Annotated in this window: 1 protein-coding gene (running past one end of the window); it reads left to right on the plus strand. The window is 70.6% G+C overall.

Going from position 1 to position 19,082, the window contains the following annotated elements:
• Nucleotides 1–19,082, plus strand: part of the annotated coding region (locus HR086_RS02285) for a non-ribosomal peptide synthase/polyketide synthase (protein WP_174464717.1) (this coding region is incomplete at its 5' end). 13,827 nt of the annotated region lie beyond the right edge of the window; 19,082 of its 32,909 annotated nt are in view.

The following is a 19,082-nucleotide window of genomic DNA, read 5'->3' on the forward strand; positions in this document are numbered from 1 at the left end:
CGGACCTCCAGGCCTTCGTCCGCCAGCACCACCTCACCCTCAATGCACTGGTCCAGGCCGCTTGGACGCTGGTGCTCTCACGTCACACCGGTGAGCAGGACATCCTCTTCGGCGCCACGACGTCGGGTCGCTCCGCCGACGTCTCCGGCATCGAACACGCCGTCGGCCTCTTCATCAACACGCTGCCCGTTCGCATCTTCGTCGACGAAGACGCCACCGCGCTCTCCTGGCTCCAGCAGCTCCACACCCAGCAGCTCGAGCTGCGCCAGTTCGAGCACACGCCGCTGACCCATCTCCAGCGGTGGAGCGACGTGCCGCGTGGCACGCCCCTCTTCGAGTCCCTCTTCATCGTCGAGAACTTCCCCGTCGACGCCGCCGTCAACTCGGCCAGCGCCGAGCTGGGCATCCGCGACTTCAGCGCGCGTGAGCAGGCCGATACCCCGCTGGAGGCGTACGTCATCCCCGGGGACGCCCTGGAGCTGCGCCTGCTCTTCGACGCCGCTCGCTTCGAGCCCTCTACCCCCGAGCGCCTCCTGCGCCACTGGAGCGTCGCGCTTCAGGCCCTCGTCTCCAGTCCCGACTCACGCCTGGGGGCGCTCTCCTTGGTGACGGGAGAGGAGCGCGAGCAGGTCCTTCGCTCCTTCAACGCGTCCTCGCGCCACTTCGACCCCGCCTGCCTCCACCTCCAGTTCGAGGCACAGGCCGCGCTCACCCCCGACGCCACCGCGCTGTCCTTCGGTGACGTCTCGCTCTCCTACCGCCACCTCCTCCAGCGCGTCCTTCGTCTCTCCCACCGACTCCAGTCCCTCGGCCTCCGCCCGGACGCCCCCGTCGGTCTCTTCGTCCAGCGCTCCGCCGACATGGTCGCCGCCATGCTCGCCATCCTCCACGCGGGCGGCGCCTACCTTCCCCTCGACCCTGATTACCCCTCGGACCGCCTCTCCTGGATGCTCCAGGACTCTCGCGCGCCCTTCGTCCTCACCTCACGCCACCTCCTCGACTCACTGCCTGCATCGGAGGCCCAGGTCCTCCTTCTCGACGAGACGGGCGACGAGGAAGCGCGAACTCCCGGCAACGCGGACGCCGAAAACCTCGCGTATGTCATCTACACGTCGGGCTCCACCGGCCGGCCCAAGGGCGTCATGGTGCCTCACCGCACCGCCGCCAACTTCTTCGCGGCCATGGATGACCGCCTGGGCACCTCTCCTGGCACGTGGCTCGCCGTCACCTCCATCTCCTTCGACATCTCCGTCCTGGAGCTGCTCTGGACGCTCTGCCGAGGCTTCCACGTCGTCCTCCATGACGAGCGCGCCGCCTCTCGCCTCGGCACCGCGCTGACGCTGCCCGAGGTCCTCCGCCGCCACCCTGTCTCCCACCTCCAGTGCACGCCGTCCTTCGCTCGCGCCCGGGTGCTCGCGCACGAGTCACTCGGCGCGCTCGCGTCCCTCCGCTTCCTCCTCGTCGGCGGTGAGGCCCTCCCCGGCCCTCTCGCCTCCCAGCTTCGCGCCGCACTCCCCCACTCCTCCCTGCTCAACATGTATGGCCCGACGGAGACCACCGTCTGGTCCTCGTCTCACCCGTCCTCGCTCTCCGACGAAGGGGCTTCCACCCTTTCCATCGGGACGCCTCTCGCCAACAACCGTCTCTTCGTCCTCGACTCCTCCGGTCAGCCCTGCCCCATCGGCTCGCCCGGCGAGCTCTTCATCGCTGGCGAAGGTGTCGTGCGCGGCTACTTCGGTCGCCCCGACCTCACCGCCGAGCGCTTCCTCCCCGACGCCTTCTCCGGCATCCCTGGCGCGCGCCTCTACCGCACCGGTGACCTTGCTCGCTGGCGCCCTGACGGCTCGCTCGACTTCCTCGGGCGCGCCGACTTCCAGGTGAAGCTGCGCGGCTTCCGCATCGAACTGGGCGAAGTCGAAGCCGTCCTCTCACGCCACACCTCCGTCCTCCAGGCAGTCGCGGGCGTCCACCTCGATGCCTCCGGTGATGGACGCCTCGTCGCCTGGCTCGTCCCTCAGCCCGGCCTCGCGCTCGACTCCTCCGCGCTCCGCGACTTCGCCCAACGGCACCTGCCCGAGCACATGGTGCCGTCCCTCTTCGTCGCCCTGCCCGCGCTGCCACTCACGCCCAATGGCAAGGTCGACCGCAAGGCCCTCCCCGCGCCGCAGAGCCGGGGTCCACAGTCCGCCGTCGCCGACGACTCCGAGCCGAGGACACCTCAGGAGAAGGTCCTCGCCGCCATCTGGTCCGACGCCCTGCGCGTGCCGCGCGTCACGCGACATGACAACTTCTTCGCGCTGGGTGGCGACTCCATCCTCTCCATCCAGATTGTCTCCCGCGCACGCAACGCGGGCGTCCAGCTCACGACCCAGCAGCTCTTCCAACACCCGACGCTGGAAGCCCTGGCCCGAGTGGTACAGCTCCAGGGCGGCGCCTGGGCCGAGCAGTCGGACGCCGCGCTGCTCGCGCTCACCCTGCGCACGTCGACGGACTCGAAGTGGCACGAGTCCACGGACGTCGTCCTGAGCCGGTTGAAGCAGGCCATCGCCGACCGTCTCGTCACAGCAGGCACTCCGGTGGAGGACCTCTATCCGTTGTCGCCCTTGCAGCAGGGCATGCTCTTCCACACCCTCGCGGCGCCGGGCTCCGGCGTCTACGTCACCCAGTTGACGTGGACCTTCGGTGACGCCCTGGACCTGGGGGCGTTCCGGCGCACCTGGGAGGCTGTCATCCAGCGACAGCCCCTGCTGCGCACGTCCTTCCTCACGGGCGGCTCTCAGGAGCCCCTTCAGCTCGTCCACCCCGGTGCTGCCCTGCCCTGGGAGGAACTCGACTGGCGCGGAGTGGAGGAAGCAGAGCAGCAGTCCCGCTTCCAGGCCCTCCTCTCCGAGGACCGCGCTCGCGGGTTCGACCTGCGCACGCCACCGCTGCTGCGACTGACGGTCATCCGCACCGATGAGCACGCCTGGCGCGCTCTCGGGACCATGCATCACATGCTGATGGATGGCTGGAGCATGGGCCTGCTCTTCCAGGACCTCTTCACCACCTACGAGCAGGTTCGCGCGGGACTGGTGTGGATCCGGCGTGAAGCGACGACCTTCCGCGACTACATCACCTGGCTCGAACGCCAGCCGATGGCGCCGGCGGAGCTCTATTGGCGAAAGACGCTGCGTGGCTTCACCGCGCCCACGCCCCTCCCTGGTGCCCTTCCTCGAAACCCGGACTCGGTGCTCCAGCGTCAGCGCCTCCAGCTCCACCTGCCCGCGCAGACCACCACCGACCTCCAGGCCTTCGTCCGCCAGCACCACCTCACCCTCAATGCACTGGTCCAGGCCGCGTGGACGCTGGTGCTCTCACGTCACACCGGTGAGAAGGACATCCTCTTCGGCGCCACCACCTCGGGTCGCTCCGCCGACGTCTCCGGCATCGACCGCGCCATCGGGCTCTTCATCAACACCGTGCCCGTCCGCGTCTTCGTCGACGACGACACCACCACGCTCTCCTGGATCCAGCAGCTCCACACCCAGCAGCTCGAACTGCGCCAGTTCGAGCACACGTCCCTCGTGCGGCTGCACGGGTGGAGCGACGTGCCGCGTGGCACGCCCCTCTTCGAATCCCTCTTCATCGTCGAGAACTTCCCCGTCGATGCCGCCGTCAACACGGCCGGAGAGGCGCTGGGCATCCGCGACTTCACCATCCTCGACCAGACGGACACGCCGCTGGAGGCGTACGTCATTCCCGGGGACTCGCTGGAGCTGCGTCTCTTGTTCGACGCCGCGCGCTTCGAGCCATCCATCCCCGAGCGCCTCCTGCGCCACTGGGGCGTGGCGCTCCAGGCGCTGATGGCTGCCCCGGAGGCACGCGTCGCCTCCATCTCCCTGCTGCCGGGAGAGGAACTCGAGCAGGTCCTTCTCTCCTTCAACAGCAAGGCCCTCCCCACGCCGGCCCAGAGTGGTTCTGTCCTTCGTTACATCGCGCCGCGCTCACGGACGGAGGAGCAGCTCGCGCGGTTGTTCGAGCAGGTGCTGGACGTGGCGCACGTCGGGGTCGAGGACAGCTTCTTCGCGCTCGGCGGCCACTCCCTGCTCGCCACGCAGATCGTCTCACGCATCCACTCCGTGCTGGGGGTGGAGCTCCCGCTGCGCGTCCTCTTCGAGTCGCCCACCGTCGCGCAGCTCGCACGCCGGCTCGAGTCCTCGACTCATGCGGTGGAGCGCCACTCCCCGCCGCTTCAGCCTGTCTCTCGCTCGGGCGAGCTGCCCCTGTCCTTCGCCCAGCAGCGCCTGTGGTTCCTCGACAAGCTGGAGCCGGACAGCCCGTTCTACAACATGCCCGTGGGTCTCCGGCTGGAGGGGACACTCGACGTCCCCGCGCTGGAGCACGCCTTCACCGAGTTGGTGCGCCGCCACGAGGTGCTCCGCACCACCTTCCGCGAGGGTCCACTTCAAATCATCCATCCAGCGGCCCCGGTTCCGCTGCTTCGCGTGGACCTCTCCGCGCTCCCCGGTGATGAAGGTGAAGCGGAAGCCCGGCGCCTCGCTCGCGAAGAGGCGCGGCGTCCGTTCGACCTCACTCGCGGGCCGCTGCTGCGCGCCACGCTGCTCCGTCTTTCCGAGTCGCGGCACGTCCTGCTGCTGACCCTGCATCACATCGTCTCGGACGGCTGGTCCGTCGACGTGCTGGTTCGCGAGTCCGCCGCGCTATATGCCGCCTTCCGCGCGGGACACGACTCTCCGCTGCCCGAGCTGTCCATCCAGTACGCGGACTACGCGGCGTGGCAACGCGGCTGGCTCCAGGGCGAGGCGCTCGACGCGCAGCTGTCCTGGTGGCGCGAGCACCTCCAGGGTGCGCCCCGCTTCCTCGAACTCCCCACGGACTTCCCTCGGCCCGCCATCCAGGGCTTCCAGGGCGCCACCCTCACCCGCACGCTGCCGCGCGCGCTGGCAACGGCGCTCCAGGCACTCTCCCGCCGTGAGGGCACCACCCTCTTCATGGCGCTGCTGGCTGGCTTCGACCTCGTCCTCTCGCGGTACTCGGGGCAGGCGGACCTCGTCGTCGGCACGGACATCGCCAACCGCAACCGCGTGGAGACGGAGGGCCTCATCGGCTTCTTCGTGAACCAGCTCGCCCTGCGCGCGCGAACCACGCCGGGGATGACCTTCCGCGAGCTGCTCGCCCAGGTGCGCGACGTCACGCTGGGCGCCCACTCGCACCAGGACCTGCCGTTCGAGGAGCTGGTCAAGGCCCTCAACCCCGAGCGCAGCCTCGGCCATACGCCCCTGTTCCAGGTGAAGCTGGTGCTGCAGAACCAGCCTGCCGCGGCGCTGGAGGTGCCCGGCCTCACGCTGCGCCCCGAGTTCTCGGAGTCCGGCACCTCGCGCCTGGACCTCACCCTCGCCATCGTCGAGACGGAGGCCGGGCTGGAGTGCACCTGCGAGTACCGCACGGACCTCTTCGAGGCCACCACCATCGACGGGCTCGTGCGTCACCTCGGCGTGGTGCTGGAGGCCGCGGCGGCGAACCCCGGCACGCCCATCTCCGACCTGCCCCTCATGGCCCAGGCGGAGCAGCGCCAGCTCCTGGTCGACTGGAACGCATCCGCGCGCGACTTCCCTCGTGACGTCGGCGCGCACCAGCTCTTCCAGGCGCAGGCCACGCGCACCCCGGACGCCATCGCCGTGCGCTTCGAGGGCCAGCAGCTCTCCTACGCGCAGCTCGACGCTCGCGCCAATCAGCTCGCGCACCACCTGCGGGGCCTCGGCGTCCGCGAGGATGTGCCCGTCGCCCTCTGCGTGGAGCGCTCGCTCGACACCGCCGTCGCCATCCTCGGCATCCTCAAGGCGGGCGGAGCCTACGTCCCGCTCGACCCCAGCTATCCCGTCGAGCGCCTCACGTTCATGCTGCGCGACTGCGCGGCGCCCGTCCTCGTCACGACCGAGGCCATCGCCGACGAACTCCCGGCGGGGAGCGAGCAGCTCGTCCTGCTCGACGCCGAGGCGGACCTCATCGCCGCACAGCCCACCCGCGCGCCCGAGCCGGCCACCACCGCCGACAACCTCGCGTACATCATCTACACCTCCGGCAGCACCGGCAGGCCCAAGGGCACGCTCCTGCAGCACCGGGGCCTGTGCAACACGGCCCTCCAGACAGGCCGTGCCATGGGGCTCGGCACTGGAAGCCGCGTCCTCCAGTTCTTCTCCGCTGGCTTCGATGCATCGGTCTGGGAGTTCTTCGGCGCGTTGCTCTCGGGTGCCACCCTCGTGCTGGCGCCGCGTGAGCGACTCCTGCCCGGAGCACCCCTGCGTGCGCTGGCCCGGGATGAGTCCATCACCGCGGTGACGCTCACCCCCTCGGTCCTCGCGCAACTGTCGCCCGAGGACTTCCCTTCGTTGGAGACGCTCGTCTCCGCGGGCGAGGCGTGCACGCCGGAGCTGGTGCGTCGCTGGTCACCGCACGTGCGCTTCCTCAACGCGTACGGCCCCACCGAAACCACCGTCTGCGCGTCCATCACCGAGCCACTGACGGCCGGACAGGTCCTCACCATCGGTCGCCCCTGGGCCAACCTCCAGGTGTACGTACTGGACGCTTCGCTGCGCCCACAGCCCGTCGGCGTGCCCGGCGAGCTGTGCGTGGGTGGCGTCGGTCTGGCGCGAGGCTACCTGGGACAGCCCGCGCTCACCGCCGAGCGCTTCATCCCGGACGCACTCTCCGGAGTGCCCGGGGCGCGGCTCTATCGCACCGGAGACCGGGCGCGGTGGCGAGCCGATGGAACGCTCGATTACCTGGGCCGCCTCGACTCGCAGGTGAAGCTGCGCGGCTTCCGCATCGAGCTGGGTGAGGTGGAGTCCGTCCTCTCGCGGCTCCCCTCCGTGCGCGAGGCCGTCGCCGTCGTGCGCGAGGATGCTCCCGGCCTCACCCGGTTGGTGGCCTACGTCGTGGCCGAGGAGGACGAGTCGGTCGACCCGGCCTCACTGCGCGCGGCGCTCAAGGAGCGGCTGCCCGAGCACATGGTGCCCTCCGCCATCGCCGTCCTGCCCGCGCTGCCGCTCACGGCCCATGGGAAGGTGGACCGCAACGCCCTGCCTCCACCCGAAGGCACGGGCGAGACCGAGGTCCGGGAGTACGTCGCGCCCCGAGGTGAGACGGAGTCGCGGCTCGTCGCCCTGTGGCAGGAGCTGCTGCACGTCGAGCGCGTCGGCGTCCATGACGACTTCTTCGAGCTGGGTGGCCACTCACTGCTCGCCACCCAGGCCCTCTCGCGCGTGCAGGTCGCCTTCGGAGTCGAGCTGCCCTTGCGCGAGCTCTTCGAGGCCCCCACCGTGGCGCGGCTGGCCCTGAGGCTGGACACGCTGGCCCAGGCCGGCGCAAGCACCCTGAAGGCCCCCGCGCTGACGCCCGCTCCGCGCACGGGAGACCTGCCGTTGTCCTTCGCCCAGCAGCGACTGTGGTTCATCGACCAGCTCGAACCCGGCAGCTCGCTCTACAACATCCCCACGGCCCTGGAGCTGGAGGGGCCGCTGGAGGTCACCGCGCTGGAGCGCGCCTTCACCGAGCTGCAACGGCGCCACGAGTCCCTGCGCACCACCTTCGGCGCAGTGGACGGACAGGCCATCCAGCGCATCCACCCGGCCGCGCCGTTCCCGCTGCCCGCGGTGGGGCTGGAGTCGCTCGCGCCCGAGGAGCGGGACCGCGAGACGCGGCGGTTGACGTCGGAAGAGGCCCTGCGCCCGTTCGACCTCGCACGCGGTCCGTTGCTGCGCGCCACGCTGTTGCGGCGGGCCACGACTTCGCACGTGCTGCTCGTCACCCTGCACCACGGCGTCGCCGACGCGTGGTCCATGAGTGTCCTCGTGCGCGAGCTGGTCGCCCTGTACGCGGCCTTCCGCGAGGGCCTTCCGTCTCCCCTGTCGGAGCTGGCCGTGCAGTACGCGGACTTCGCCGTGTGGCAGCGCGGTTGGTTGCGAGACGCGGCCCTGGAGGAGCAACTCGCGTGGTGGCGTGACGCGCTGGCCGGCGCGCCCCCCTTGTTGGAGCTGCCCACCGACAGGCCCCGTGCCGCACTGGCCTCACGCGAGGCGGCGCTCCACCCTGTCTCCCTCGGAGCCGAGCTGTCCGAGTCCATCAAGGCGCTCTCGCAGCGCCATGGCGCCACGCCCTTCATGACGCTGCTGGCGGCGTTCCAGCTCCTGCTCGCGCGCTACTCCGGGCAGGACGATGTCGTCGTCGGCTCGCCCATCGCGGGACGCAACCGCGCCGAGACGGAGGACCTCATCGGCTTCTTCGTCAACACCCTGGTGCTGCGCGCCCAGGTGGCCCCGCGCGTGACGTTCTCCGAGCTGCTGACCCAGGTGAAGCACTCCACCCTCGGCGCGTTCGAGCACCAGGACGTGCCCTTCGAGAAGCTCGTGGAGGAGCTGCAGCCCCAGCGCAGCCTCGGCTTCTCTCCGCTCTTCCAGGTCACCTTCTCGCTGCTCAACGCGCCCACCGGCGACCTGGAGCTTCCCGGACTGAGCCTGCGCCCGCTCGCGCCAACGGGGCTGCTCGCCAAGTTCGACCTGGACCTCACCCTCTCCGAGTCCCCCACGGGCTTCGAGGGCGCGCTCCAGTTCTCCACCGCGCTCTTCGACACGGCCACCGCCGCGCGGATGGCGACGCACTTCCTCACCTTGCTCCGCGCCGCCGTGGCCCAGCCGGAGGTGCCTGTCTCCTCCCTGCCGCTCATGGACGCCGCCGAGCGGCAGCGCCTCCTCGTCGAGTGGAACAACACCGGCATCGACTTCCCGCTCGACAGCCCCGTCCATCGACAGGTCTCCGTGTGGGCCGGGCTCATGCCGCACGCCACCGCGGTCATCTCGGACGATGGCACCCTCTCCTTCTCCCAGCTGGAGGCCCGCGCCAGCCGTCTCGCCGCCCGGCTCCTCCAGACAGGTGTCCGTCCGGGCTCCCTCGTCGCGGTCTTCATGGAGCGCTCACTCGAGCTGCCCGTCGCCCTGCTCGCCATCCTCAAGGCGGGCGCCGCGTGGCTCCCATTGGACCCGGCCTATCCCCGTGAGCGACTGGCCTTCATGCTCCAGGACGCCGCGCCCCCGGTGCTCCTCACCCAGCCCCACCTCCGGGCGGCATTGCCCGAGGGCCCCACCGTCATCTCCCTCGACCCGCAGTGGGGCGCGCACGGGGATGACGGCGAGAGACGCTTCGACACCGAGGTGGCCGTGGCTCCCTCCAGCCCGGCGTACCTCATCTACACCTCCGGGTCCTCTGGCCAGCCCAAGGCCACGCTCGTCTCGCATCAGGCACTCGCCAACCACATGGCGTGGTTGCTCTCCGCCTTCCCGCTCCTGCCCGGCGACAGGGTTCTCCTCAAGACGCCGCTCAGCTTCGACGCCTCCGTCTGGGAAATCTGGGCGCCGCTCCTCGCGGGACTCCCCCTGGTCCTCGCTCCCACCGACGCTCACCGCGACCCGGCCGCGCTCCTGGCCAGCGTCCTGCGACACCGCGTCTCCGTCCTCCAGCTCGTCCCCTCCCTGCTGCGCTTCCTCCTCGACGAGGAAGGGCTTGCGAGCGCGGCTTCCCACCTCCGCTTCCTCTTCTGCGGCGGCGAAGCCCTGCCCTCCGAACTCGCGCGCCGCCTCCACGCCACGCTCCCCAGGGCCCTGCTCGTCAACCTCTACGGCCCCACCGAAGTCACCATCGACTCGACGTTCGCCCTCGCCTCACCGTCGGAGTCTCGCGCGGCCATTCCCATCGGAAGGCCGGTCTCCAACACGCGGGCCTACGTCCTCGACGCGCTCCTCGAGCCCGTCCCCACGGGGGTCCCGGGCGAGCTTTTCCTCGCCGGTGCCCAGCTCTCGCTCGGCTACCTCCACCGCCCGCACCTCACCGCGGAGCGGTTCATCCCGGACCCGTTCAGCATCGAGCCTGGCGCCCGCCTCTATCGCACCGGAGACAAGGCGCGCTGGCTCGCGGACGGCACCCTCGAGTACCTCGGCCGCCTCGACTTCCAGGTGAAGCTGCGCGGCCAGCGCATCGAGCTGGGTGAAGTCGAAGCCGCGCTCCTCGCGCACGCCGACGTTCGTGAAGCCGTCGCGCTGGTTCGAGAGGACTCGCCGGGCAACCAGCACCTCGTGGGCTACGTCGTCGCCAGCGAGACGGTGGACATCGCGGCCCTGCGCACGTTCCTCCTGGCGCGGCTGCCCGAGTACATGGTGCCCGCCGTCCTGGTACCGCTGGAGGCCCTGCCCCTCACGGCCAACGGCAAGCTCGACCGAAGCGCCCTGCCGGCCCCCGACGCTGTTCTCACCGACACCTACGTCGCGCCTCGCACCAACACCGAGCGCACGCTGGCCGCCCTCATGGCGGAGCTGCTGCGCATCGAGCGCGTCGGCGCCGAGGACTCCTTCTTCGCGCTCGGCGGCCATTCGCTCCTCGCCACCCAGCTCGCCTCGCGCATTCGCGCGGCCTTCCAGGTCGAGCTGCCCCTCCGAGCCCTCTTCGAGGCTCCCACTGTCGCGTCCCTCGCGGCGCGCATCGACGCGAGTTCGCGTGGAGGCATCTCGAAGGCGCCTCCCCTGACGCCCATGCCTCGCACCGAGGCCTTGCCGCTGTCCTTCGCACAGCAGCGACTGTGGTTCATCGACCAGCTCGAGCCGGGGAGCTCCCTCTACAACATCCCCATCGCCCTGCGCCTCGAAGGCACCCTGGACGTCGCCGCCCTCGAGCGCGCGGTCTCCGAGGTCGTCGCACGACATGAAGTGCTGCGCACCACCTTCACGGCCTCCGTCGATGGGCAGCCCCTCCAGCGAGTCCGCGCGGCTGCTCCCGTCACCATTCCGTGCATCGACCTCCGTCACCTCGACCCGACCTCCCGTTCCTTCGAGGAGCGGAGCCTTGCCCTGGAGGAGTCCGCTCGCCCGTTCGACCTGACCTCGGACTCCCTCTTCCGCCTCTGCCTCGTCCGACTGGAGGAGCACGCGCACCTGCTGCTCTTCACCGTCCACCACATCGTCTCGGATGGCTGGTCCACCGGCGTGCTGGTGCGCGAGCTGGGCGCGCTCTATGCGGCGCACCTGTCCGGCGTGCCTGCCTCACTGCCTCCGCTGCCCGTGCAGTACGCCGACTTCGCGGCCTGGCAGCGCGGCTGGCTGCGCGACGAGGCGCTGCGCACGGAGCTGGACTTCTGGAAGAAGCACCTCCAGGGGGCTCCGGCGCTGCTGGAGCTGCCCACCGACAGGCCGCGTCCCGCGGTTCAATCGCGCACGGCCTCGTCCCATCCGCTCTCCCTCGGCGCGCGGCTCTCCGAGGCCGTCAAGGCGCTCTCCCAACGTGAAGGCGCCACACCCTTCATGACGTTGCTGGCGGCCTTCCAACTCCTGCTCTCGCGATACTCCGGGCAGGACGACCTCACCGTCGGCTCGCCCATCGCCGGCCGCAAACACGCGGAGACCGAGCCCCTCATCGGCTTCTTCGTCAACACGCTCGTGCTCCGCGCGCGCATCGACTCGCGGGCCTCCTTCCGAGTGCTCCTCGCCCAGGTGCGCGCCTCCACGCTGGAGGCGTACGAGCACCAGGACGTGCCCTTCGAGAAACTCGTCGAGGAGCTGCAGCCCGAGCGCAGCCTGGGCTTCTCTCCCCTGTTCCAGGTCTTCTTCTCGCTCCTCAACACCCCCATGGGGGACCTGGAGCTTCCCGGCCTGCGCGTCCTTCCCGTCGACTTCGACAACGCCGTCGCGAAGTTCGACCTCGACCTCTCCCTCAGCGAGACGCCGTCGGGCTTCCAGGGCTCGCTCCAGTTCTCCACGGCCCTGTTCGACGCGGCCACCATCTCTCGACTGGCGTCCCACTTCCTCATGCTGCTCCGCGCGGCGGTGGAACAACCGGATGCCCCCGTCGCGTCCCTTCCGCTCATGGACGAGGCCGAGCAGCACCGCGTCCTGGTGGAGTGGAACGACACGCATGCGGACTTCCCCGCGCACACCACCGTCCACGCCCTCTTCGAGGACACCGTCGCTCGCGCTCCCAACGCGCTCGCCGTGTCCATGGGCGACGCTCAGCTCACCTTCCGTGAGCTGGAGGCCCGCGCCAATCAGCTCGCCCACGCGCTGCGCGACCTGGGTGTCGGGCGAGGCTCACGGGTGGGCCTGTACTTCCGCCGCTCGCCGGAGATGGTCGTCGCCCTCTGGGCCGCGCTCAAGGCCGGTGCCGCCTACCTCCCTCTCGACCCGGCCCTGCCCGACTCTCGCATCGCCTTCCTCCTGGACGACACCCACGTCGCCATCGTCCTCACCGAGTCGGTGCTCGCGGACGCGCTGCCCGCGAGCGCGCTCCATGTCCTCCGCGTCGACGACGACTGGGACGTCACGGCGGGCAAGCAGCCCACGACTGCTCCGGCCCCCCTGGCCACCGCCGACGACCTCGCCTACCTCATCTACACCTCTGGCAGCACCGGTCTCCCCAAGGGCGTCATGGTGGAGCACCGGGGCGTCGTGAACTACCTCACCTGGGCCCTGCGCGCGTACCGCATCGCCGAAGGCTCGGGCTCCCCGGTCCACTCGCCTCTCTCCTTCGACCTGACCGTCACCAGCCTCATCGCTCCGCTCATCGCGGGGAGACCCGTGGTGCTCGTGCCCGAGGAAGCGGGCGTGGAGGGGCTGGGTGAAGCCCTGCGCGAGGGCAGCGACTTCAGCCTCGTGAAGCTGACGCCCACGCACCTGCAACTGCTCGCCTCCCAGCTCACGCCGGGCGAGGCAGCCGGTCGCGCACGTGCGTTCGTCATCGGTGGCGAAGCCCTGACCGCCGAGGGCGTGGCCTTCTGGCGCAAGCACGCTCCGGACACCCTGCTCATCAACGAGTACGGCCCCACCGAGACGGTGGTCGGTTGCAGCGTCCACACCGTGGCCCCTGGAGACGCCACGAGCGGTTCCATCTCCATCGGCCGTCCCATCGCCAACACCCGCCTGTACGTCCTGGATGCACACCTGCGCCCCGTTCCAGTGGGCGTCGTGGGTGAGCTGTTCATCGGCGGCTCGGGCGTGGCGCGTGGCTACTGGCGGCGTCCCGCGTTGACCGCGGAGCGATTCATCCCCGATGCCTTCAGCACGCAGCCTGGAGCCCGGATGTACCGCACGGGCGACCGCGTCCGCTGGGGCGCCGACGGACGGCTGGAGTACCTGGGCCGCGCCGACTTCCAGGTGAAGGTGCGTGGTTACCGCATCGAACTGGGAGAGATTGAATCCGCGCTGCGGACGCATGCCTCCGTCGGCGACGCGGTGGTGGTGGTGCGCGAGGAGGGCCCTTTGGGCGCACGGCTCGTGGCCTATGTCGCGCCGCATGCCGGCGCTTCCCTCCCCGACATCGGAGTGCTGCGGGCGCACCTGGGTGAGCGCCTCCCGGCGTACATGGTGCCCTCGGCCATCGTCGCGCTGGAGGCACTGCCCTTGTCCTCCAACGGCAAGGTCGACCGCGCCGCGCTGCCTTCGCCGGACGCCGTGAGCACCGACTCCTACGTCGCGCCTCGCAACGAGATGGAGGAGGCCCTCGCCACGGTGTGGGCCCAGGTGTTGCGCGTCCCGCGTGTCGGCATCCACGACAACTTCTTCCAGTTGGGCGGCGACTCCATCATCAGCCTCCAGCTCGTCGCGCGCGCCCGTCGTGCCGGTCTGCACTTCGCGCCCCGGCAGCTCTTCCAGTCGCAGACCATCGCCACCCTGGCCCCCGAGGTCTCCCGGCTCCAGGCCACCACTGCTGAGCAAACGCCCGTCGTCGGCCCGGTGCTCCTCACGCCCATCCAGCGCGCGTTCCTCGAGGGCACGAATCCCGAGCCGCACCACTACAACCAGGCGCTGATGCTGCGGCTGCGCGAGCCGGTGGAGCCCTCTGTCCTCGAAGCCGCCCTGCGCAAGCTGGTGGAGCACCACGACGCCCTGCGCATCCGCTTCGTCCAGGAGGACGGCCGGTGGAGCCAGCACGGCACGGGCCTGGAGCACACCCCGTCGCTGTGCCGGGAGGACGTGTCGTCGCTGTCCACGGGTGAGCGGACCGCGCGGGTGGAAGCCATCGCCACCGAGGCGCAGAGGTCCTTCGACCTGGGCTCGGCGCCGCTCTTGTGCGCCGTCCACTTCGACTTCGGCCCGGGGGAGTCCGCGCGACTGCTGCTCGTGGCCCACCACCTCGTCGTCGACGCAGTCTCCTGGCGAATCCTCGTCGAGGACCTGGAGACCCTCTGCCGTCAGGCCCTGCGTGGCGAGGCGCCCTCGCTCCCGGCAAAGACGACGTCCTTCAAGACGTGGTCCGAGCGCCTGCACAAGCATGCCCGGTCCGAGGCGCTCGACGCCGAGCGCGCCTACTGGCTGGACGAGGCCCGCGCGCGCGTCCTCCCTCTGCCCCGAGACAGGGCGGAGGGGCTGAACACCGTCGCCTCCTCGCACACCGTCTCCACGAGTCTCGACGCCGGAGACACAGGCCTGCTGCTGCGTGAGGTGCCCGCGGCGTACCGCGCGCGGCTCCAGGATGTGTTGCTGGCCGCGCTGGGCCGTGCCCTGGCCGTGCGCACGGGCCAGTCGCGCTTCCTCGTCGAAGCCGAAGGCCACGGCCGCGAGGACCTCTTCACCGACGTGGACCTGTCACGCACCGTGGGCTGGTTCACCTCCCTCTACCCAGTCCTGCTCCAGGTGGGCGCCGGGGACAGCCCCGGTGACACCGTGCGCTCCACGCGGGACTCGCTGCGCACCCTGTCCGCCAATGGCCTGGGACACGGCCTGCTGCGCCATCTGCGCGAGGACGCCACCCATGCGCGGCTGCGCGACCTGCCCGTCCCCGAGGTGTCCCTCAACTACCTGGGCCAGGTGGACTCCACCTCCAGCGACGCCTCGCTGTTCACGTTCGCGCCAGAGGCCCAGGGTCCATCCATCAGCCCGCGTGCGCCGCGCGCGCACCTGCTCGACGTGTCAGCCGTCGTCCAGGGGGGACAACTCCACCTCTCACTCACGTACAGCCGCGACCTCCACGACGAGGCCACCGCGCGCGCGCTCGTGGAGTCCTTCAAGGACGCGCTGCGCCTGCTCGTCTCCGGCCGTGCCACGTCCGATGCCCTGCGCTACACCCCGGCCGACTTCCCGCTGGCTCGGCTGACACAGGCGACGCAGGACAGGGTGCTCCCTCCGGGCTTGCCCGTGGAGGACGTCTACCCACTGTCCGCGCTCCAGCAGGGCATGCTGTTCCAGTCGCTGATGGCGCCGGGCTCGGGCGTGTACGTCACGCAGTTCGGCTGGACGTTCGGCGCGCGCATCGACCTGGGGCTCTTCCGCCGCGCCTGGGAGACGGTGGTGGAGCGCCATGCGCCCCTGCGCACCGCGTTCGTCTGGGAAGGGCTGGATGAGCCGCTTCAGGTGGTGAGCCCGCGCGTCGCGCTGCCCTGGGAGGAGCTGGACTGGCGCGGCCTGACTCCGGACGAGCAGAAGGCCCGCTTCGATGCCCTCATGGCCTCGGACCGCGTCCGGGGCTTCGACCTGCGCCAGTCGCCCCTGATGCGCCTGACGGTGGTGAAGCTGGACGATGGGTTGCACCGCGTCCTCTGGTCCTCGCATCACCTGCTGATGGACGGCTGGAGCCTCGGCCTCGTCTTCAAGGAGCTGTTCGCCTCCTACGACGCCGCCTCCAAGGGCCAGCGTCCCGCGCTGGGGGCCGCTCCCGCGTACCGGGACTTCATCTCCTGGCTACGAGAGGACCCCACCGCGCACAGCGAGGCCCACTGGCGCGAAGCCCTCCAGGGCTTCACCGCGCCGACGCCGCTCCCGGGCGCCCGGCTCCCTGACACCAAGGACGCGCCATACGCGCAGGGCGAGCGAGGGCTCCTCTTGAGCGCCGAGACGACCCAGGCGCTGCACGCGTACGCACGCCAGCACCAGCTCACGGCCAACACCGTGCTGCAGGGCGCCTGGGCGCTGGTGCTCGCCCGCTACTCCGGTGAGCGCGATGTCATCTTCGGCACCACCGTGTCCGGCCGCGCCGCCGACGTGCCGGGCATCGAGCACATGGTGGGCCTGTTCATCAATACGTTGCCCCTGCGCAGCCGGCTGGAGCCCGACATGCCGGTGGTGGCGTGGCTCGCTTCGCAACACGCCCAGATGCAGGCGCTGAACCAGCACGAGCACGCCTCACTGGCGCGCATCCAGGCCTGGAGCGACGTGCCTCGCGGCCAGCCGCTGTTCCAGAGCCTGTACGTCTTCGAGAACTACCCCGTCGACGACGCCGTCTACTCCGGCGGCAGCGACTTCCAGGTCCGCGACCTCGCCAGCGCCGAACAGTCCGACGTGCCCTTCGTGGCCATCGTCCTGCCCGGCCCTCGGCTGGAGCTGCGCCTCGTCTACGACACGCAGCGCTTCGAGACGCCGGCGCTGGAGCGGGTGCTGCGCCACTGGGCCACGGCCCTGGAGGCCATGCTGGCCCGGCCCCAGGCCCTGCTGTCCTCGCTCTCCCTGGTGACACAGGAGGAGCGCGAGCGAGTGCTGGTGGAGTGGAACCGGACACAGCGCGACTACCCGCGCGAAGCGGGAGTGCATCAGCTCTTCGCCGAGCAGGCGGCGCGCACACCGGACGCCATCGCCGTCGAGTCCACGACGGGCATGCTCACCTACCGGGAGCTCGACGAGCGCTCCAACCAGCTCGCGCACCATCTGCGCACCCTGGGCGTCACGCCGGGGACTCGCGTGGCCCTGTGCCTGGAGCGGAGCCTGGAGCTGCCCGTGGGCCTGCTGGGCATCCTCAAGGCGGGCGCGGCCTTCGTTCCGCTCGACCCCGCCTATCCGGCGGAGCGGCTGTCCGCCATGCTCGCGAGCACGGGTGCGTCCGTCCTCGTGACCCAGGAGCGGCTCGCCGATGAGCTGCCCGCCTACGTCCCGCTCCTCGTCTGCCTCGACTCCGACTGGGAGCAGGTGGCCCTCCAGCCTGTGTCGGCGCTCGACACTCGCGCTGACGCGGACAGCCTCGCGTACGTCATGTTCACCTCGGGCTCCACGGGGCAGCCCAAGGGCGTCGCCATCCCCCATCGAGGCATCACCCGACTGGTGATGAGCGGCGAGTTCATCCACTTTGGCCCCCAGGAGGTCTTCCTCCAACTCGCGCCCATCTCCTTCGACGCCTCCACGTTGGAGGTCTGGGGCGCGCTGCTCCATGGCGCCCGCCTGGTCCTCTTCCCGCCTCACACGCCCACGCTGGAAGAGCTGGGCGCGGTGCTGGTGCGCCACCGCGTCACCACCCTGTGGTTGACGGCGGCCCTCTTCGAGCAGATGGCCATCCACCAGCCCGAGGCCCTGGCCTCCGTGCGACAGGTGCTGGCGGGAGGCGATGTGCTGCCCGTGCGGCGCGTGCGCGAACACCTGTCGCGGATGGCTCCCGACGCGGTGCTCGTCAACGGCTACGGCCCCACGGAGAACACGACGTTCACCGCGTGCCACCGGATGGAGGCAGGCGACGTCATCGGCGCTTCCGTGCCCATTGGCCGCCCCATCTCCAACACCCGCGTCTACGTGTTGGATGAGCGGTTCGAGCCGGTGCTCCCTGGTGCGCCGGGCGAGCTGTTCACGGGAGGAGACGGACTGGCCTGGGGCTACCTGGGCCGTCCGGACCTCACGGCCGAGCGCTTCGTGCCCCATCCGTTCAATGCGGGCGAGCGCCTCTACCGCACGGGCGACAAGGTGCGCTGGAGCGACGACGGCACGCTGGAGTTCCTCGGCCGCACGGACTTCCAGGTCAAGGTGCGCGGCTTCCGAATCGAGCCGGGCGAGGTGGAGAGCGTCCTGCGGCTGCACGCCAGCGTGAGCGAGGCCGTCGTCGTGGTGCGCGAGGATGCGCCCGGCGACAAGCGACTGGTGGCCTATGTCGTGGCGCCCGACGCCGACATGGCGGGGCTGAAGGACTTCCTGCGCCAGAAGCTGCCCGAGTACATGGTGCCCTCGGCCCTGGTGTGCCTGGAGTCCCTGCCGCTGACTCCGAACGGCAAGGTGGACCGCAATGCCCTGCCGGCACCGGAGCTGGAGGGCTCGGGCGCTGACGCCTTCATGGTGCCTGTCGGTGCCACCGAAGTGGCGCTGGCCAGCATCTTCTCCGACGTGCTGGGCGTCCCGCGCGTGGGGAGGAATGACGACTTCTTCGAGCTGGGCGGACACTCGCTCCTCGCCACCCAGGTCGTCTCGCGCATCCGGGCGACGTTCGACCTGGAGCTGGCCCTGCGTGAGCTGTTCGAGTCCCCGACGCTCTCCGCGCTGGCCGGGCAGGTGGACGCCCTGCGCCTGGAACGGCGAGGCCTGGGCCTGCCCCCGCTCGTGCCCGTGCCGCGCACGGACGCGCTGCCGCTGTCCTTCGCTCAGCAGCGCCTGTGGTTCATCGACCAGTTGGAGCCGGCCAGCGCCCTGTACAACATGCCCTCCGCGCTCCGGCTGGTGGGCGACCTGGACGTGGCCGCGCTGGAGCACTCCATCTCCGACGTGGTGGAGCGCCACGAGGCGCTGCGCACCACCTTCGCCTCGCGCGAAGGGGAGCCCGTGCAGCACATCCATCCGGCCGCGCCCGTGACGCTGCCGGTGGTGGACCTGAGCACCCTGCCCTCGGCCGAGCGCGAGGCCGAGGTGCTCCGCCTCGCCCGCGAAGAGGCCCTGACCCCCTTCGACCTCGCCACGGGTCCGCTCTTCCGAGTCACACTGCTGCGAGTGGAAGCGCGGGAGCATGTGCTGCTCTCGACGATGCACCACATCGTCTCCGACGGCTGGTCCACGGGCGTGCTGGTGCGAGAGCTGGGCGCCCTCTATGCGGCGCACCTGTCAGGGACACAGGCGGAGCTGCCTCCGCTGCCCGTGCAGTACGCCGACTTCGCGGCCTGGCAGCGGGGCTGGCTGCGCGACGACGCGCTCCGCACGCGCCTGGGCTACTGGAAGCGACAGCTCGAAGGCGCTCCGGCGCTGCTGGAGCTGTCCACCGACAGACCCCGTCCGGCCGTCCAGACGCGCAACGCCGCTCAGCGCGCCGTCGTGCTGTCCACGGACCTCTCCGACGCCATCAAGACCCTGTCGCAGCAGCACGGCGCCACGCCC

The organism is Myxococcus sp. CA039A, assembly GCF_013336645.1.
In the GTDB taxonomy this organism is placed as follows: Bacteria; Myxococcota; Myxococcia; order Myxococcales; family Myxococcaceae; genus Myxococcus; species Myxococcus llanfairpwllgwyngyllgogerychwyrndrobwllllantysiliogogogochensis.